This is a genomic window from Salmonella sp. FC25216 (assembly GCF_057751355.1).
On the sequence record NZ_JBDGON010000004.1, the window covers coordinates 361,676 to 380,671 of the forward strand.

The following is an 18,996-nucleotide window of genomic DNA, read 5'->3' on the forward strand; positions in this document are numbered from 1 at the left end:
AAGCGGCCTGTATTAGTGTTATATAATGTCGTTTATTTAACGAAATGTTTTCTTAACGTTAAGCATAAAGCCTTTATCGCTGATACTGTCTTCCTTCCACTGGTATGCGTCCAGATGCAGCACGGTATCATTGCTGCTGTATTTCACGCCGATGGTTGCTTGTCCATTAACGCCGCCGCCTTTTTGACCGTCATCCACGCTGAACGATTGACCCGCCGCGCCCTGTAATGACGCCGTGCGCTGGCTCTTGTTGTAGCTCAGGTTCGGACCGCCTTCCAGAGTGGCGGTGGCGCTCCAGCCATCTTTCCCGGTATAGTCCAGATTCAGACCGACAAGGGAGTCCACTGCCGTTTCGTTGCCAGAGTTCATTGACAGGTTAAAGTCTCCGGCGCTGCGCTCTTTGTAGCCGTCCTCCATAGTGTGACGGAATTTCACACCAGCATACGGCGTCACTTTCAGCGCATCGTCCATCAGGGAGAAGGTTTTTGCGCCTTCACTACGGAATTCCATGTACTGCTGACGCGCATCGGAATCGGCGACTTTGTTGACATCGCTATAGTCAACAGAACGGCTGCTGTCGAGGTTATGCACGTCATAGCGCAGGCTGTTATTCCAGGCCAGGCCTTCACCAAACGCCATGTTATGTTTCAGACCGAAGAACTGACTGTAGCCGCCGGTCAGGCCGTTATCGCCCGCTTTTTGCGAACCGCCGCCATCAAGACGAGCAATACCGTACTCCAGCGTCAAGTTCTGGCTTGCGGTCAAATCCAGCGTCTGGCGCAGCGCCAGCATGTCGTATTGGGTATCATTGCCCAGTTCGGCACGCGGATCGCCTTTCGCCACCACGTTGAATGCCAGGCCATCTTTAATTTGCGGCGCGGCATCGGCCAGCATAGTAAAGCGATTACTGAGAATACGGGCCTCGCGGAAGACGGTGGTCGCCTGGCTGCCGCTGATTTGTTTAAGGGCGTTGTTCAGTTCGGCGGTGGTGCCGACGTTGAGGCTGGTGTACAGCTCATTATTGGTATAACCTGCATCCAGCGCCTGCGCGACGTCAGAAACGCTGCTGTCGGTGGCGACATCGGCATAGGCGTTTTTGGTCATCGTGACATCAACGTTGCCGCTGCTATCCGTACTCCCCTGCGCGTTCCAGACCACAGTGGTGGACTGGATTGCGCCTGCATCCGATAGGTTGCTGCCTTCAACGACGTTATCAAACGTGATGGTGGTGTCGGCAGTACCTGCGGTAAAGCCGGTATTAATCTCCACGCCGTCCAGACTGGCGTTGCTCACCATTAGCTTACCCGCGCTGCCGTCGGCACTGGTGCCCACTACATAACCGTTCAGGTCGTTGCTGGCGGTGTCGGAAGTGCCGTTTGCGGTATTGACCGTATCGGCTGGATCGGCAGGTAGATTGTAGTCAGCGTAGTGAACTTCGGTATTGTTGCCGTTATTACCATTCAATCCTTCTACATTGACGCTGTCACCTTGTTTGATGAGGCCAGAACCAGTCACGCTGTCGTCAATAACCACGGTGCCATTATTGACCACATGGCCTGCGCCAGCCACGCTGAAAGCATACGAGTCGCTGGCGTAGATATTGATGGTGCCGTTGTTCTCAATCACAGCGTCAGCTGTTGCACCGGAGTCCAGCGCCATGGCAATCATGCCGGTATCGGTAGTGCCTTTGGTGCCGAGGTTGATGGTACCGTTGTTCACCAGCTGCGCATTTTTGCTACCGTACATGCCGTAAGCGTTGTTGCCGCTGACGTTAATGGTACCATCGTTCTGCGCTACGAAGTTGCTGTGGCTAATTTTGACGACTGCGCCGCCATCAAGATCGTAGTTAATAACGCCGCTTTCCTGGTTCCAGAAATAAGAGTTGTAATCGCCGCTGGCGTTGTCGCCGCTGGCGAATACGGCTTGGGTGGTCGCATCCACTGTGCCAGCGTTAATGAAATCGCCAGAACCGCCCCAGACATTGATGGCACCATTATAGGCTGATGCGGTGAACTCCATATGACCGGTGTTATAGAGTGTGCTGGCGCCGCGCATGTTGATGGCATTTTTGCTGTTATCAATAATCAGCTCGCCGCTGTTGTTGAACACCGAACTCTGATTAAGATCCAGCGTGCCTTTGTCCGCCCCTTCGTCTTCGTATCCAAGATGCCAGGTACCGCTATTATTGACCACCGCATTATTGTTAAGCTTAGCGCCGCGGTTGACGTCGCCACTGGCAAGATTGTTAAAGGTGCCGTTGTTCATGACGACTTGCGCGTCTGCCGTTCCCTCGTTGTTAAATGTGCCGCTGGTGATGGTGACGCTGTTGACGATGCCTTTATTATCCAGCTCACCGCTGGAAATCGTAATGGTGTTATTGATGATGCCGGAAGCATTGTTGGTCAGTACGCCGTTGGTCTGGATAGCCAGTTCACTGCCATTGACTGTCCCGTTATTATCCACGTTGCCAATAATGATAGTTTTTTGATCCAGTGTGACCGTTTCGTCGGTATCGGCGATCACGCCATCCCGCAAGGCATTTTGAACATAGGGATCGGTTGGGTTATAGGTTGCGCTGTCCTGACAGCTATCCTCTATACAGATGGTGCCATAGTTAACGACCAGGCTGCTGCTGTCGGCGAGGAACGGCTTGCCGAAACTGGCGTCGATATTAATAGTGCCAGTGGTGTCGTTAATGACCGTACCGCCGTTTAATGCCGCCATGCCGACCAGTTGGTTTTCATCGGCTTGCGTGACGCCTTCATCTGCCGTCAGCGTAATTGTGCCCTGGTTAATCGCGGTGCCGCCGTTGAGCGCCATCATGCCGAACCCGGCATTATTGACGGTGATGGTGCCGGTATTGGTGGCGGTGGCGTCGCCGTTACCCGAATCCGTTGAGCCAGCAACCATACCTGCACTGGTTATATTGAGGTTTGTGGGCTGCCAGAATGTTTTACCGGTAATGTTGCCCGCATCATCCAGCGTCGGGACGAAACCGTCGAGATAAATATCACCGGCATTGCTCGCAGTACCTTTGGCGGCTGAAACGCCGTATACGCCCGCGCCCTGAAGCGTAATTGTTGCCCCGGCGTCATTGCTGACTTCGCCATAGTTGTTCGCCAGCATCGCGTAATAGGTATTACCATACCATTTAAGTGAGTACTCCGGCATGCCGCCGCCGCTATAGAAAGGTTTCTGATCCGAGAGCAACGTGATATTGCCGCCTGCCTTATTCTCGCTGACGGAGCCTTTATCCATGGCGATGATAATGCCCGCGCGGGTATCGCTGTTATTGAGATTATCCTTTGTCCAGGCGGTGATAGCGCCGCTGTTGGCGACATGCGCGCCATCACGCGCCATCAACAGTTGCGCAGCTCCATCGTCGTTGATAGTGCCCTGATTCTCGATATCGGAATCCGCCCCGGAGGCGACTAACAGCGCGTTGTAGTCATAATACCAGGAGTCCAGGAAGTTCATGTCGATATCGACACTGGAGTTTTCGTCCAGCACCAGTTGGCCGCCGTTCTGTACCTTCGCCAGCATCACGTCCCCGCCAATCATGGTGGTTAAGTCTGCGGTAGAGTGGCCGCTCAGCGTGACTTTGCTGTTGCCGTTAATATTAATAGCGTGGATGGCGCTGTTTTCATCATCCGTAGAGCCGGTCGCCGTAATATTAAGGCCGCCGGTGATATTCACATTGTTATTGTCACCCTGGATGTCCAGACCCGTAATGTCCTGGGTTTGGCCGACGACATTGCTAAGGTCGCTGGCGTTGAGATTCAACGTACCGTCAAGCGTCACGTCATTGTTGTTCCCGGTGATGGCAATACCGTTGAGTGGGATCTCATCAGAAATCAGCGAGTCCTGGGCGTAGTTGGCGCTAACGTTGACGTTACCCTGGATATTTACCGCGTTATCGCTGCCGCTGACATTGACGCCAGTGGCCCCCTGGAAGACGCCGTCACTGTCCTGCACCGAGTCGACGTTGATGTCGCCGCTCAGATTAACGTCTGACTCAGTACCGCTGACCAGAGCGCCCGTACCGTTGAGACTGGCGTCTATGTTGCCTTTGTTGGTGAGGGTGTTTTGTTCTCCCGCCACCACAAAACCAGTCGATCCCTCGTCATGCACGGTGATGTTGCCATTGTTGGTCAGCGTTACGCCCTGACCGTTGGTAATAATGCCCATCGCGCCATTGGTCACCAGCAGGTCGCCGTTCTGAGTCAGTTTGGCGTTATTGCCGTCAATGACGGCGACGGTTGAGCCCGCACCGTCTACATGCACATTACCGGCGTTCATCATGCGGGCGTTGTCGCCCTTAATGTGGGTGCCCGTAGCGCCATCGGTAATCGTCTGGTCGCCAGCATTGACCACATAGGCGTCGTCACCCTCAATGTACAGCCCGGTAGAGCCTGCTCCACGGGTGGTGGAATTACCCGTATTATCGACAATTGCGCCATCGCCGACGATCTTTGCCCCGGTAGCGCCATCGGAGACCTCTAACTCACCATCGTTGATGAGACGCGTGTTATCGCCAAGAATAATCGAACCTGTAGAGCCCTCACTGCTAATGGTGGAGGTACCGGTATTATCAATGATGGTTCGGTTACCATCGATAACCATACCCGTTCCACCTCCACTGACGTTGATATTGCCGGAAAGCGTGGTACTTGAGTTGCTGCCGGAAATCAAGGCGCCGATGGCGCCGTCAACCGACGTATCGCCTGAAATCGTGTTGATGGTGTTATCGCCGGTAATCACCAGACCGACTGCGCCGTCGCTAACAATGGCGTCGCCGGTGAGGGTATTGGTGGTTTTATCGCCGGAAATGATAACGCCGGTTTTGTTAGCGCCGCTCACGGTCATTCCGCGATCGGTAGCGTGGGTCTCGTTATCCCCAGTGGTCACCTGCGTCTGGTCATCAGCAAGGATCAGATATCCCCGGCTGTCATACTTCCAGTACAGACCGTTTTCCTGAGTACCTTCAATGACGGCAGCGTTATCGTCTGTGACATTCCAGCCGGAGACATCCAGCGTCTTACCGCTAAGGGTGGTTAACTGCCATCGCTCGTCTTGTTTGGAATAACTTAGCGTTGCCGGGCCGAGATGTTTGCCGTTATCCAGCTTAATATCATTGAAACTCAGCGTATCCTCGCCTCTGTCATCAGTGACGCCGTTACTGTAGGATATGATAGAGGTATCATCAGGAGGTGTTGGTGTGACATCGCCGCCATCATCCGACGGTGTCGGAGAAACAGTGTGATGCGAGTTGCCATCACTGTCACTATTATGCACGCCCAGTGCGACACTGGCTGCCAGTGCCGCAATACCGCCAGCCGCCCATCCCCAGTGATTATCCTGCTCTACTTTAGTAATAAGACATTCGGCGGGCAATTTTTCCCTCTCAGCCTGAGATAATGAGGAAATATTAGTGGGACATTTATTATCATCGTCGGTATTATCGGCAGCCATAGCGGGGTAATAAGAGGTTTGCAGGGCAAGCGCAATACCAATAGCCAGGAGTTTTTTCCTTTGCATAGGTTATCCTTAATTAAACTGGGCGTATAAAGAAAACGTGATTTACATTTTGTCAGAAAGGTCAGTTTATAGTTTGGACTCTGCGTATCCAAAATTGCTTCGTTTGTTAAGGAATTAATAAGTATTTGCCTGGCTAATTACTGGAGCACGAAAAAGGGGCGAAAAGGCTATTTTTTTGACGGTGAGGGCTAATTGTTGCAGGGAATAATATTAAATATAAATGAATTTAATTTAATTAAAATGTAACGTAAGAATAAATCATTACTTAATGGCGAAAATAAATAGACGCCCTGAATAACAGGGCATCACGGAAATCAATGATTCGAGAACCAGTTTAATTTATCGCGTAGCCCGACCACGCGACCAACAATAATCAGCGCCGGACTGACCACCTGTTTCGCCAGTTCGCCCAACTGCGCCAGTTCGCCATTGACCACCCGCTGTTTGATAGAGGTGCCATTTTCAACCAGCGCGACCGGCATATCAGCCTGCATACCGAATGCGATCAGTTTTTCCTGGATAGTCACCGCCTGACTCAGACCCATATAGAACACCAGTGTCTGTTTTTCTGCCGCCAGGTTTGCCCAGTCCAGCTCGCCGTCGGTTTTCAGATGACCCGTGACCAGACGCACACTCTGTGCGTAATCGCGATGGGTTAGTGGAATACCGGAGTAGGCGGAACAACCGGAAGCCGCGGTAATCCCCGGTACTACCGAGAAAGGAATACCGGCATGACATAGTGTTTCCAGCTCTTCGCCGCCGCGACCAAAGATAAAAGGATCGCCGCCTTTCAGGCGTACCACGCGTTTACCTTTTTGCGCTTCACGTAGCAGGATCTGGTTGATTTCCTCCTGCGGGACGCAGTGGTAGCCTGCGCGTTTCCCCACAAATACCCGATCGGCATCGCGGCGTACCAGGTTCATAATGTCGTCGGAGACGAGGCGATCATAAACCACGATATCCGCCTGTTGGATTTGTTGTAACCCTTTCAGCGTGAGCAGTCCGGCATCGCCCGGCCCGGCGCCGACCAGCACCACTTCACCGCGGTGATCCAGCGGTTCGCTAAACAGTTGCTCGGTCGTCGCGTTAACCGCTTTCTCATCGGCATTTGCCAGCGACTGCGCCAGCCGGTCGTTGACGAAAAATTTTTCCCAGAAGCGACGGCGTTCGCCCATGGTGGTGAACTGTTTTTTTACCCGGGCGCGGAGTTGTCCGGCATAGCGCGCGACCTGCCCCAGATGTTGCGGCAGTAGCGATTCCAGCTTCTCGCGCAGCAGACGCGCCAGCACCGGGGAGGTACCGCCGGAAGAGACCGCTACCATCAGCGGCGAGCGGTCGATAATGGAGGGCATGATAAAGCTGGCGGCTTTCGGCGCATCCACCACGTTGCAGAAGATACGGCGTGACTCCGCCGCTTCGCTGACGCGCTGGTTGACGGTATCGTCGTCGGTGGCCGCGATCACCAGCCAGCACGGGTCGAGAAGCGTTTCGTCGAACGGCCCCTCGACCAGCGTCAACATGCCTTCATTTGCCCATACGGTGAACTGTGGAATAAAGGTTAGCGCATTGACCGTTAAACGTGCGCCTGCTTCCAGTAGCAAACGTGCTTTGCGTTCTGCGACATCGCCACCGCCGACGATCAGACAGTCGCGGTCGCGTAATTGACAAAATATAGGCAAATGGTCCACGACATTACCCCTTAATGGCTGGCTGTAACCTTAATGTGGTTGATTTTTTGCGGAACAGGGCGCTCCGATTTTGGCGTAGCATACCAATAACCCAATCCCATGAACACGACGCCGGACAAAGTATTGCCGAGAGTGACCCATAACAGATTGTGTCCGATTCCGGACAGGGTATAGGCGTCGCTGTGATGACCAAACCAGGAGAGGGCGAACAACGTCATATTCGCGACGGAGTGCTCGTATCCGGAAGCGATAAACGCCAGCAGACACCACCAGATAGCAAGAAATTTCGCCGTGCCTTCCGTGCGGATCGCCATCCAGATTGCCAGACAAACCAGCCAGTTACACAGTGCGCCTTTAAAGAACAGTACCGCGGCGGGCGCTGTGGTTTTCGCCAGTGCGACTGAGTGAACGATACTGGTATCGACTGGCAACAAACTGCCGCCACCCCAACTGTAAAGCAGCGCGACAAATACGGAACCGGCCAGGTTGCCGAGCCAGGTTTGCGGCAGGATAGCCCACATTTGACCGTGGCTGATGGTGCCTGCTTTGACGCCCAGCGTCAGGAACATGGTGTGGCCGGTAAACAGTTCGGAGCCGGCAATAATCACCAGCGTTAAGGCGATACCGAAGGTGGCGCCCATCACCAAAGGACGCACAGAAGGATCGAGTAAATTACCGAGGGTGAAGATGAGAATAATCCCGAGGCCGACATAAGCCCCGGCCATTGCGGAACTGATCCAGAAGCCAAGCGGATTATTCGCCGACAGGCGTGCGATGCGCGCAGCGTTAGCCGCACACTTGTTGATAGTGTCTGTAAACATTTGATCATCCTTAAATTTGCAATAACAATTAAAATTTAAAAAAATACAAAAAAGGGGAGGCGTTGCGCCTCCCAAAATTAATTAACCGCGCAACTGAACCATGCCCTCTTTCACCCGCGCTTCGTAATGTTTTACAGAGAACTGCTCATCTTCCATGCACAAACCATCGCTCAGGCGGAAGCGCTGCTTTTTCAACGGGCTGGCGACCCACAGTTCGCCCTGGTGTTCCGCAATCAGCCCACGAGACAGCACACTGGCCTCAAAGAACGGGTCGATGTTACTGATAGCGAACACCTGATCGTTATGGTAAGGACGGAAAATCGCTACCTGTTCGCCGCCTGACAGCGCGCAGACGCCGGTTCCCGGCAGGATGTCATCGATTTTGCAGATGTTTTGCCACTGGCTCATGCGTTTTCCTCCACCAGAGTTACCGGGATACGTTCATACGGCGTGGCCGGACGATGCTGTTCGCGTTCTGGGACGACCTGGACATTTGGGTCGCGCTTGTCGCTGTTGATGAAGTGTTTGAAACGAACCTGCGCCGCTGGCGTGTTGACGGTTTCCGTCCACTCGCAGACCACCGCTGCGCGCAGGCGCGCCATCTCTTCTTCCAGATGTTCGTTCAGGCCCAGCTTATCGTCGATAATGACCGATTTCAGATAGTCGATGCCGCCTTCCAGATTATCCAGCCACGGCGCGGTACGGGTCAGCTTATCGGCGGTACGAATGTAGAACATGATAAAGCGGTCGAGATACTTGAGCAGAGTGTCGCGATCGAGATCGGCTGCCAGCAGATCCGCGTGACGCGGTTTCATGCCGCCGTTACCGCAGACGTACAGATTCCAGCCTTTTTCGGTGGCGATGATACCGACATCTTTACCCTGCGCTTCCGCACATTCGCGGGTACAGCCGGAGACGCCGAACTTCATTTTGTGCGGGGTGCGAATGCCTTTGTAGCGGTTTTCCAGCTCCACGCCGAAACCGACGCTGTCGCCAACCCCGTAGCGGCACCAGGTGCTGCCGACGCAGGTTTTCGCCATCCGCAGCGCTTTGGCGTACGCGTGACCGGTTTCGAAGCCCGCTTCAATCAGCTGACGCCAGATTTCCGGCAGATCGTCTTTTTGCGCGCCAAACAGACCGATACGCTGAGAACCGGTAATTTTGGTATAGAGGTTAAACTCGCGGGCGATACGACCCACGGCCACCAGACCTTCCGGCGTGATTTCACCACCCGCCGAGCGCGGGATCACCGAGTAGGTACCATCTTTCTGAATATTCGCCAGGAAGTTATCGTTGGTATCCTGTAGCGGAGTGTGCTGCGGCTTAAGGATGTATTCGTTCCAGCACGACGCCAGCAGCGAAGCAACGGTTGGCTTACACACTTCGCAGCCGTAGCCTTTACCGTGTTTCGCCAGCAGCTCTTCAAAAGTTTTGATGCCTTCTACGCGGATTAAGTGGAACAATTCCTGGCGAGAATAAGCAAAGTGCTCGCACAGATTGTTGTTGACTTCGATACCCTGTTTCGCCAGTTCGGCGTTCAGTACCTGCGTCACCAGTGGGATACAGCCGCCGCAGCCGGTTCCGGCTTTGGTCTCCGCTTTCAGCGCCGCCACGGTATGGCAGCCTTTATTGATGGCGGCGATCAGATCGCCTTTAGTCACGTCGAAGCAGGAGCAGATCTGCGCGCTGTCCGGCAGCTTATCCACGCCGATAGACGGTTTGCCGCTGCCCGCGTGTGACGGCAGGATCAGCGAATCCGGGTTTTCCGGAAGTTCGATGGCGTTCAGTACCAGTTGCAGCAAATTGCCGTAATCGCTGGTGTCGCCGACCAGTACTGCGCCGAGCAGCGTTTTGTTATCTTCACTAACGATGAGACGTTTGTAGACTTCTTTGCTTTCGTCGAGGTAGACATAGCTACGGGCGCCCGGCGTGCGGCCATGGGCGTCGCCGATGCCGCCCACGTCCACGCCCAGCAGCTTCAGTTTGGCGCTGAGATCCGCCCCTTCAAAGGTGTTTTCACTGCCGAGGATATGGTCAACGGCGACCTGGGCCATTTTATAGCCCGGCGCGACCAGACCGTAAACGCGGTTATTCCAACTGGCGCACTCACCAATGGCGTAGATATCCGGGTCGGAAGTCTGACAGGAATCGTTAATGACGATACCGCCGCGCTGCGCGACGGCCAGACCGCACTGGGTAGCCAGTTTGTCGCGGGGGCGAATACCGGTAGAGAAGACGATAAAATCGACTTCCAGCTCGCTGCCGTCGGCAAAACGCATGGTTTTACGCGCTTCGGTACCTTGCTGAACAATCTCTTGCGTATTTTTACTGGTGTGTACACGTACGCCCATGCTTTCGATCTTGCGTCGTAGCTGCTCGCCGCCCATCTGATCGAGCTGTTCCGCCATCAGCATCGGCGCAAATTCAATGACGTGAGTTTCCACGCCGAGGTTTTTCAGCGCGCCGGCGGCTTCCAGCCCCAGCAGGCCGCCACCGACCACCGCCCCGCGCTTGCTGCGGCGGGCGCAGGATTCGATAGCGTTAAGGTCTTCAATGGTACGGTAAACGAAGCAATCCTGGGTTTCTGAGCCTTTAATCGGTGGAATCCACGGATATGAACCAGTCGCCATGATCAGCTTGTCATAATAAACGGTACGACCCGCGCTGGAGTGAATAACTTTCTCCTGACGGTTAATGGTAATTGCGCGTTCGCCAACCAGTACCTTTACGTCATGCTTCTCATAAAACCCTTCACGCACCAGAGAGAGCTCTTCCGCGGTGTGGTGAGAGAAGTAGGATGACAGGTGGACACGGTCATAGGCTTTACGGGGTTCTTCACAGAACACGGTAATGTCGAACAGGCTAGCGTCGGATTTATCAAGGAGATCCTCAATAAAGCGGTGGCCGACCATACCATTACCGATAATAGCGAGTCTGACTTTGCTCATTTTTGCCTCGATTTCTTTTCTATTACCGCCTACCTTAACGATTCAGCAACCCCACTTATTGATGTAAATCAAATTCACCTTTATATACCTCTTAATGGGTATATGGCTGATTTGTCAGGATTTTTATAAGTGGCGGAATTGTCAGGCTTTTCAGGTTTGTACAAATAATGTACAAAATGAGGGGGTTTTAGACCACCAGGCCTACCTCGTCGGGAGGAGAGGGAAAATAGGTTGCCGGAAGGCTGCTGCGCCTTATCCGGCCTACCAACGGCTTACGCTGTAGGCCGGATAAGACGCATTGCGTCGCCATCCGGCAATCATTATCAATGCGCCGCTGGGGCGCTATGTTGGCGATGACGGGACACAAAGCCGAGCGCAAAGCACATCACAAATACCACCGCATACAGACCATTTGCGGTGAGTAAGGCCGCCTGCGGGCCGCTGTGCGCCACAATCGGGCCGGTGACGACGAATGTCAGCATCGTTCCGATGGTACCGCAGGTCAAAATAAAGTTGACCAGCTTAGGCGAGGCCACTTTCGTTTGCTGCGATCCCAGCGTAATGATGGAGGTATAAATGGCGCTGGAGAAGAAGCCCAGCGTCAGAATAAACCACGGCATGTGCGCCTGTGTGCCGGTAATAAACAGATACATCAGTACTGCCGCCATACCCGCCAGCACGGTCAGAATGCGTTGCAGATCGAAAAAGCGCAGGATAAAGCTGAACGCCCACATGCCAAACATATAGGACATCCAGAAATCGCTCACCAGCGCCCCGGCGTCATTCAGGCTCATGCCGAGGCCTTTGGCGTATTCCGGCACCCAGGAGATAAAGCCTAATTGACCGAGGATATAGCACAGCGCAGCGACGGCGAGAAACAGTACGCCAATGCCCCATTTTTCTTTGGCGACAGGCGCCTGAGAGTGCTGCGCATGTTTACCCAGCGCCGGAAATTCACAGCCGAAGGTCAGGATGAAAATCGCCAGATAGACCAGGCCGATGCAGGCATAGACCCAGTACCACTCAATACTACGCGCCAGCAAGAAGGCGGCGACCATGGGAAAAATCATCCCCGCCATGCTGAAGAAGGAGTCGGTAAACAGCAGTCGGGAACCGCGCTGACGCCCTTCATACAGTTGCGTAATCAGGAAGGTGCCAATCGACATGGTGATCCCACTGACCAGCCCCAGCACAAACATCGCCGCTGAGAACAGCGCCAGGCTATGACTGAGCATCAGCCCGGCAACCGCCAGCACCATCAGGATAAAACCAAAGCGTAGCTGTGTTTTCAGCGGGACGATTTCCATCAACCACGCATTGAGGAAGATCGAGATCAAAATCCCGGCGTTCAGGAAAGTAAAGGTGTTACTCATGCTGGAAACGGGCAGATGAAAATAGTCTGCGATATTTCCCATCACCATCCCGGTGACAATCACCAGCGCCCCGGTCAGGGCGTAGGAAAGAAAGCTGATCCATGTGAGCTTGATGCGGTTGCTGTTAGTCATGTCTGGCCTTGAAGAGAAGTGAAGCGCGTGGAGGGCGCGTTAAGCGGGCAGATTTTAGGCGCTTTAGTGACGCATTTAAATAATTATTAGCAAACGTATTGCCCGTTACATTTTTAACGTGATCATGATCACGGTATATTGCGAGGCTCAGGCATTGTGCCGTGACGTTACATTTGTTTCAGATACGTAAAATTAGGTAAAGGACTGGCCTGACCCTGGAAGGCTCTTTAGAATCAGTCCACTTGCTTTATTTCTGCTCTTGTTAAGGAAATCTCATGCTCAAATCGACTCTGGCGGCTGTCGTAGCTGTTTTCGCTCTTTCTGCTCTTTCTCCCGCAGCGTTGGCAGCAAAAGGCGATCCTCATGTGCTGTTAACCACCTCCGCCGGGAATATTGAGCTGGAGCTGAACAGCCAGAAAGCGCCGGTTTCCGTGAAAAACTTTGTCGATTACGTCAACAGTGGTTTCTATAACAACACCACGTTTCACCGCGTTATTCCTGGCTTTATGATTCAGGGCGGTGGTTTTAACGAGCAGATGCAGCAGAAGAAACCGAATCCGCCTATTAAGAATGAAGCCGACAACGGCCTGCGTAATACTCGCGGCACGATCGCGATGGCGCGTACCGCGGATAAAGACAGCGCCACCAGCCAGTTCTTTATTAACGTCGCGGATAACGCTTTTCTCGACCACGGCCAGCGTGACTTTGGCTATGCAGTCTTTGGTAAAGTGGTAAAAGGTATGGACGTCGCTGATAAAATCTCTCAGGTGCCGACGCACGATGTCGGGCCTTATCAGAATGTGCCGACAAAACCAGTCGTTATCCTTTCCGCGAAAGTCCTGCCATAAAATATGCCTGCGCGGGGGCGAGCCACCCGCGTTTTCTCCCTGTCTCAGCGTAACCTGAAATTGCTGCTTATACTTGTGGGCAAGCACAGGCATATTCAGGGAGGCCAGGTGAAGAAACTTACCGATAAACAAAAGTCACGCTTTTGGGAACAGCGGCGCAACGTTAACTTCCAGCAAAGCCGCCGTCTCGAAGGTATTGAGATCCCCTTAGTAACCCTGACCGCCGACGAAGCGCTGGCACGCCTTGACGAACTTCGGAGGCACTATGAGCGATAAATTTGGCGAAGGACGCGATCCGTACCTCTATCCGGGGCTGAATGTGATGCGTAATCGGCTGGGGATTCATCAGGCCCAGCGACTGGCGCAAGCGGCATATGAAATGACCGCGCTCCGCGCCGCCACGATTGAACTGGGGCCGCTGATACGCGGCTTGCCCCATCTGTGCGCGATTCATCGCCAGCTCTATCAGGATATTTTCGACTGGGCGGGGCAACTGCGGGAAGTCGATATTTACCAGGGCGATACCCGTTTCTGCCACTTTGCCTATATCGAAAAAGAGGGTAATGTCCTGATGCAGGATCTGGAAGAGGAGGGCTACCTGGTCGGTCTGGCGCATGAAAAGTTTGTCGAGCGGCTGGCGCATTACTACTGCGAAATTAACGTACTTCACCCGTTTCGTTTGGGGAGCGGGCTGGCGCAGCGCATCTTCTTTGAACAACTGGCGCTACATGCAGGCTACGCGCTGAGTTGGCAAAGCATTGCGGTTGAAACGTGGAATCAGGCGAACCAGAGCGGCGCAATGGGCGATCTCTCCGCTTTGCAGGCAATTTTTCAGAAAGCGATAAGCGAAGCTCGCGAAACTGAGTAAAATAGTGCGGTTCTACTGACCCGGAGCCGCCATGATCCTGCTTATCGATAACTATGATTCCTTTACCTGGAACCTCTACCAGTATTTTTGTGAACTGGGCGCGGAAGTGCAGGTCAGGCGCAATGATGCGCTGACGCTGGCGCACATTGACGCTTTGAACCCGCAAAAAATCGTTATCTCTCCCGGCCCCTGTACGCCGGATGACGCTGGCATTTCACTGACGGTCATCCGCCATTATGCCGGACGTATTCCGATGCTGGGCGTTTGCCTTGGGCACCAGGCGATGGCGCAGGCTTTTGGCGCGACGGTGGTGCGGGCAGCGAAAGTAATGCACGGTAAAACGTCACCTGTTACGCACAATGGACAGGGCGTGTTTCGGGGATTGCCCAGCCCGTTAACCGTGACACGTTACCACTCGCTGATTGTCGACCCTGCCACGTTGCCTGAGTGTTTTGAGATCACCGCCTGGAGCGAAACGCAGGAGATTATGGGCATTCGCCACCGCGAGTGGGATCTGGAAGGCGTGCAGTTCCACCCGGAAAGTATTCTCAGCGAACAAGGACACGCTCTCCTGGAAAATTTCCTCCGGCGTTGATTTGTGGTTGCTATTAAGTGATTTTTTATTCATATTTTATGATTATAATTTCACTGGCATTTCTGCTTAACCGGGTGGTAATGATATGGCAACTGAACAAACGGCTATTACGCGCGCAACTTTTGATGAAGTGATTCTGCCCATTTATGCACCGGCGGACTTTATTCCGGTTAAAGGTAAAGGCAGTCGCGTATGGGATCAGCAGGGCAAAGAGTATATCGATTTCGCCGGCGGGATCGCAGTGACTGCGCTGGGCCATTGCCATCCGGCGCTGGTCGAGGCGCTGAAATCCCAGGGTGAAACCTTATGGCATACCAGCAACGTTTTTACCAACGAACCGGCGTTGCGTCTGGGACGTAAATTGATCGACGCCACGTTTGCCGAGCGCGTGCTGTTTATGAATTCCGGCACCGAAGCGAACGAAACCGCTTTTAAACTGGCGCGTCATTATGCCTGCGTGCGCCATAGCCCGTTCAAAACGAAAATCATTGCCTTCCATAACGCCTTTCATGGCCGTTCCTTGTTTACCGTCTCTGTAGGCGGGCAGCCGAAATATTCCGACGGCTTTGGGCCGAAACCCGCCGATATTATTCACGTTCCCTTCAACGATCTCCATGCGGTGAAAGCGGTAATGGACGATCATACCTGCGCCGTCGTGGTCGAGCCTATTCAGGGAGAAGGGGGCGTAACCGCCGCGACGCCGGCGTTCTTGCAGGGGCTACGTGAGTTATGCGATCGGCATCAGGCGCTGCTGGTGTTTGATGAAGTGCAGTGCGGGATGGGGCGCACCGGAGACCTGTTTGCCTATATGCACTACGGCGTCACGCCGGATATCCTCACCAGCGCCAAAGCGTTAGGCGGCGGTTTTCCGGTGAGCGCCATGCTGACCACGCAGGAGATTGCCTCGGCCTTCCATGTCGGTTCGCACGGTTCAACCTATGGCGGCAATCCGCTGGCCTGTGCGGTGGCTGGCGCGGCATTCGATATCATTAATACGCCAGAGGTACTAGAAGGCATTCACACTAAGCGGCAACAGTTTGTGCAACATTTGCAGGCGATTGACGAGCAATTTGACATTTTCTGCGATATTCGCGGCATGGGGCTGCTGATTGGCGCGGAACTGAAGCCGAAGTATAAAGGTCGGGCGCGCGATTTTCTGTACGCAGGCGCAGAGGCCGGAGTGATGGTGCTCAATGCCGGACCAGACGTGATGCGTTTTGCCCCGTCGCTGGTGGTGGAAGAGGCGGATATCAATGAAGGAATGCAGCGCTTTGCGCAGGCGATAGGGAAAGTGGTTGCCTGATGGCGGATTGTCGGATAAGCGTAGCGCATCCGGCAGTCGATCTAACCTTTTGTATCCCGTAGCCGCTTACTCAGCCAGATACCGTGATGCGGACGCTGACGCCAGGCCATCGACGAAATGGTGTGCATGGTGTTCAGATGGCCGATGATGCGCTGTAAATGTTGTTCCAGAGTGCTCAATAAGCCATGTGACGGCATGTCCGGCGACTCCAGAATGTTGACGTCGCCGGAACCACCTGGCCTGTCGTACTCCAGGCGCTGCTGGCAGCGCTGAATCGCAATCTCGCAAGATTCCAGATAGCGCTGCGCCAGATCCGGCGTCAGCATGGTGTGTTCCCGCGCCAGCGTCGTCATGGCGTTGATATGCTCGACAATAAACTGGCTGTGCGTGACCCACAGTTTCATATCCGACAGATAGTGGGTATTGAATCCGGGTTCCTGCATTGCCTGATTTAACGAGTTGAATAGCGTGTTATGCGCCTGGTTGACCCGCATTCTTTGATAAGCGAGCGGGGTGGCCTGCGGATCGTTACTGAGGATCAGTCGGATAGCTTCTTGATCGGCTTCCAGCGCATCATGGGCGTTTTTACGTAATAGCCCGCTTTGCCATTGCGGCCACAGCCAAACCATGCCGCCAAAGGCAATTAAACAGCCAATAAGCGTATCGATCAGCCTCGGCACAATAAACTGCTCTCCGTTTAACGTCAGTAACTGGATGGTGTATACCGCCGTCACCGTAAAGCCGACCGTCGCCCAGCCGTAGTTTTTACGAATAATCAGATAACTTGCCAGCGTTAGTACCAGCATGACCGCCAGCGTAATGCTTTCGGGAATATGTAAGTGCAGCGTGACGCCGGCAATCACCAGGCCGACCAGCGTTCCGACCGAACGGTGCAGAATACGTACGCGCGTCGCGCCATAGCCGTTTTGGGTGACAAACAGCACCGTCATGAGGATCCAGTACGGTTTGGGCAGGTGCAACGCGCTGCCCATCAGACTGGCGATACTCATCATTACGCTAATGCGTCCGGCGTTGCGTAGCGCCGGCGATTTAAGCGACACATAATTTTTCAGCGCCGGGAGTAGTGGCAGGCGACGCTGTTTATCGGCCATCAGGTCGCGGGCGTAAAGCGGTCGCTGAGTACGCAGCACGCGGGCGATTCGGCTGAAGTGCCAATAGCAGAACTGGCCTACCGGGTTTTCAGGATGTTGATTGGCAATCTTCTCCAGCGCGCCAATCTGTTTTTCCATAGAGAAGCGCGTCGGCAGACGATGATAAAGGATGTCATCCGCCAGCACGCGCAGGCGAGCGGCGACCGTTTGCGCATTCCAGCGAATTACCTCTTCCGCATGGCTGCGTTCTACCAGTTTCTGTACCTCTTCCGGCTGATGCAGGCTGACGGAGATGTGTTCCTGCAAATCCATCGCTTCCTGAAAAGCCCGCAACAGGCGCTTGTAATCATTATTGTTGTGCGCCGAAAGCATATGCATCTGTTGGTAACACTGGGTAATGAGATCGACCGCTTTTTGCTGGCGTATCAGCAGGGGAGGCAGCGCTTTTTCCGGATCGATATGTTGGGTGAGCAGGCTGTATTTCGCTTCGCAGTAATCGGCCAGTTCACGATATAACAAACTCAATGACTCGCGCAGCGGCTGTTCGCGCCATAGCCAGAACCAAAACCAGTTAAACACGCCGTACCATAGGGTGCCCAGCGCATAAATAAGCAGCGGCTCCCAGACGGGCATGTATCCCGCAAGGCTCAGGGTAAATATGGCGGCAATCAGCGACGCTGGCAGTAGCCGCGCATGAAGTGGGCTAATTTCCGCCGTCACGCCAAGCACCAGCGTGAGCCCGGTCAGGATCAACGGCAGGGGGACGGATTCTGCCAGCAGGAGTTGCGTTGTCAGACTGCATCCGGCGAACAGCGACGCGCCGATGATCAGGCGTTTAAAAAAGCGTTTGTGCGGTGTATCCAGACCTGCAATGTTGCAGCAGGCGGGAACGAGAGAGAAAAGTAATCCCAGGTGTAGCTGGCCTATCAATAAACCGACAGCCACAGGCAGGCACAGCACCAGCGTTTGCCGTAGTGCGTAATTAATCTCTGGGTGATAAATCAGTCTTCGCCACATCGATGCAAACAAAAATGGCGCATGATAAAACGCGCCATTCTGACGGGATTAACGGGTGCCGTAGACGACGATGGTCTTGCCATGCGCGGAGATCAGGTTTTGATCTTCCAGCATCTTCAAAATACGACCAACGGTTTCGCGGGAGCAGCCGACGATCTGGCCAATTTCCTGACGGGTGATTTTGATCTGCATCCCATCCGGGTGCGTCATGGCATCGGGCTGTTTCGCCAGATTCAGCAGCGTCTGAGCGATACGCCCGGTGACGTCGAGGAAGGCGAGGTTACCTACTTTTTCAGACGTGACTTGTAAGCGACGAGCCATCTGGGAAGAGAGGCGCATCAGAATATCCGGGTTTACCTGGATTAATTGGCGAAATTTTTTGTAGGAAATTTCAGCGACCTCACATGCGGTTTTCGCACGTACCCAGGCGCTGCGTTCCTGGCCTTCTTCAAACAGGCCCAATTCACCAATAAAATCACCCTGATTCAGATAAGAAAGAATCATTTCTTTCCCTTCCTCATCTTTGATCAGCACTGCCACGGAGCCTTTAACGATGTAGTACAGCGTTTCTGCTTTTTCACCCTGGTGAATCAGCGTGCTCTTTGACGGGTACTTATGAATGTGGCAATGAGACAAGAACCATTCAAGAGTCGGGTCTGTTTGCGGTTTGCCAAGCACCATGCGCGGTTATCCTCTGTTATAAGCTGTCTCCAGAGCCAGAAAACGGCACTGTCTCTGGGGTTGCAAAAATAT

13 protein-coding genes are annotated in these 18,996 nt (G+C 53.8%); 5 read left to right on the forward strand and 8 right to left on the reverse strand.

The features are described from left to right. Positions 1-36: 36 nt before the first annotated feature. From AC3G3F_RS10875 to tsgA, 6 genes are all read right to left on the reverse strand, one after another. Positions 37-5,538 (reverse strand): BigA/YdbA N-terminal beta-barrel domain-containing protein, encoded by a 5,502-nt coding sequence (locus AC3G3F_RS10875; RefSeq protein WP_488394966.1) that lies wholly within the window; start codon positions 5,536-5,538, stop codon positions 37-39. A 314-nt stretch (positions 5,539-5,852) separates the two neighbouring features. Continuing rightward, a complete protein-coding gene (gene cysG / locus AC3G3F_RS10880; RefSeq protein ID WP_053507955.1) occupies positions 5,853-7,226 on the reverse strand; it encodes a siroheme synthase CysG in 1,374 nt (457 codons plus the stop codon). Between the two features lie 11 nt (positions 7,227-7,237). Beyond that, complete coding sequence (gene nirC / locus AC3G3F_RS10885; RefSeq protein WP_023247882.1) at positions 7,238-8,047, reverse strand: nitrite transporter NirC; 810 nt, start codon at positions 8,045-8,047, stop codon at positions 7,238-7,240. 81 nt (positions 8,048-8,128) lie between these two features. Further along, on the reverse strand, positions 8,129-8,455 hold the full coding sequence (gene nirD, locus AC3G3F_RS10890; protein ID WP_023247883.1) for a nitrite reductase small subunit NirD: 327 nt from the start codon (positions 8,453-8,455) through the stop codon (positions 8,129-8,131). Next, on the reverse strand, positions 8,452-10,995 hold the full coding sequence (nirB, locus tag AC3G3F_RS10895) for an NADPH-nitrite reductase large subunit (protein WP_488394968.1): 2,544 nt from the start codon (positions 10,993-10,995) through the stop codon (positions 8,452-8,454). Before nirB ends, nirD begins: the two co-directional genes overlap by 4 nt. Positions 10,996-11,318: 323 nt before the next feature. Continuing rightward, the gene (tsgA, locus tag AC3G3F_RS10900; RefSeq protein WP_023247885.1) at positions 11,319-12,500 is read right to left on the reverse strand and encodes an MFS transporter TsgA; all 1,182 of its coding nucleotides are present in this window, start codon (positions 12,498-12,500) and stop codon (positions 11,319-11,321) included. Between the two features lie 275 nt (positions 12,501-12,775). Here tsgA and ppiA point away from each other — a divergent pair, with 275 nt between their 5' ends. From ppiA to argD, 5 genes are all read left to right on the forward strand, one after another. Beyond that, positions 12,776-13,348, forward strand: coding sequence for a peptidylprolyl isomerase A (gene ppiA / locus AC3G3F_RS10905; protein ID WP_053507953.1), 573 nt, complete (start codon positions 12,776-12,778; stop codon positions 13,346-13,348). Positions 13,349-13,456: 108 nt separating this feature from the next. Next, positions 13,457-13,624: a YhfG family protein gene (locus AC3G3F_RS10910; protein ID WP_001519136.1), complete on the forward strand. Its 168-nt coding sequence runs from the start codon at positions 13,457-13,459 to the stop codon at positions 13,622-13,624. Then, positions 13,614-14,216: a putative adenosine monophosphate-protein transferase Fic gene (locus AC3G3F_RS10915; RefSeq protein WP_079813294.1), complete on the forward strand. Its 603-nt coding sequence runs from the start codon at positions 13,614-13,616 to the stop codon at positions 14,214-14,216. Before AC3G3F_RS10910 ends, AC3G3F_RS10915 begins: the two co-directional genes overlap by 11 nt. A gap of 31 nt (positions 14,217-14,247) precedes the next feature. After that, complete coding sequence (gene pabA, locus AC3G3F_RS10920) at positions 14,248-14,811, forward strand: aminodeoxychorismate synthase component 2 (RefSeq protein ID WP_023247888.1); 564 nt, start codon at positions 14,248-14,250, stop codon at positions 14,809-14,811. 85 nt (positions 14,812-14,896) lie between these two features. Continuing rightward, positions 14,897-16,114, forward strand: coding sequence for a bifunctional acetylornithine/succinyldiaminopimelate transaminase (gene argD / locus AC3G3F_RS10925; protein WP_114048435.1), 1,218 nt, complete (start codon positions 14,897-14,899; stop codon positions 16,112-16,114). Positions 16,115-16,155: 41 nt separating this feature from the next. Here argD and AC3G3F_RS10930 read toward each other — a convergent pair whose 3' ends face one another. Then, positions 16,156-18,243, reverse strand: coding sequence for a YccS/YhfK family putative transporter (locus tag AC3G3F_RS10930; protein WP_488394992.1), 2,088 nt, complete (start codon positions 18,241-18,243; stop codon positions 16,156-16,158). 48 nt (positions 18,244-18,291) lie between these two features. Further along, a complete protein-coding gene (crp, locus tag AC3G3F_RS10935) occupies positions 18,292-18,924 on the reverse strand; it encodes a cAMP-activated global transcriptional regulator CRP (RefSeq protein WP_000242758.1) in 633 nt (210 codons plus the stop codon). Positions 18,925-18,996 lie beyond the last annotated feature (72 nt).

Excerpts from the sequence above, each read along its gene's own strand:
- ppiA (WP_053507953.1), top strand. The coding sequence starts at position 12,776 with ATGCTCAAATCGACTCTGGCGGCTGTCGTAGCTGTTTTCGCTCTTTCT.
- crp (WP_000242758.1), bottom strand. The coding sequence starts at position 18,924 with ATGGTGCTTGGCAAACCGCAAACAGACCCGACTCTTGAATGGTTCTTG.
- AC3G3F_RS10915 (WP_079813294.1), top strand. The coding sequence starts at position 13,614 with ATGAGCGATAAATTTGGCGAAGGACGCGATCCGTACCTCTATCCGGGG.
- AC3G3F_RS10930 (WP_488394992.1), bottom strand. The coding sequence starts at position 18,243 with ATGTGGCGAAGACTGATTTATCACCCAGAGATTAATTACGCACTACGG.
- nirB (WP_488394968.1), bottom strand. The coding sequence starts at position 10,995 with ATGAGCAAAGTCAGACTCGCTATTATCGGTAATGGTATGGTCGGCCAC.
- argD (WP_114048435.1), top strand. The coding sequence starts at position 14,897 with ATGGCAACTGAACAAACGGCTATTACGCGCGCAACTTTTGATGAAGTG.
- nirC (WP_023247882.1), bottom strand. The coding sequence starts at position 8,047 with ATGTTTACAGACACTATCAACAAGTGTGCGGCTAACGCTGCGCGCATC.
- AC3G3F_RS10875 (WP_488394966.1), bottom strand. The coding sequence starts at position 5,538 with ATGCAAAGGAAAAAACTCCTGGCTATTGGTATTGCGCTTGCCCTGCAA.
- pabA (WP_023247888.1), top strand. The coding sequence starts at position 14,248 with ATGATCCTGCTTATCGATAACTATGATTCCTTTACCTGGAACCTCTAC.
- tsgA (WP_023247885.1), bottom strand. The coding sequence starts at position 12,500 with ATGACTAACAGCAACCGCATCAAGCTCACATGGATCAGCTTTCTTTCC.
- nirD (WP_023247883.1), bottom strand. The coding sequence starts at position 8,455 with ATGAGCCAGTGGCAAAACATCTGCAAAATCGATGACATCCTGCCGGGA.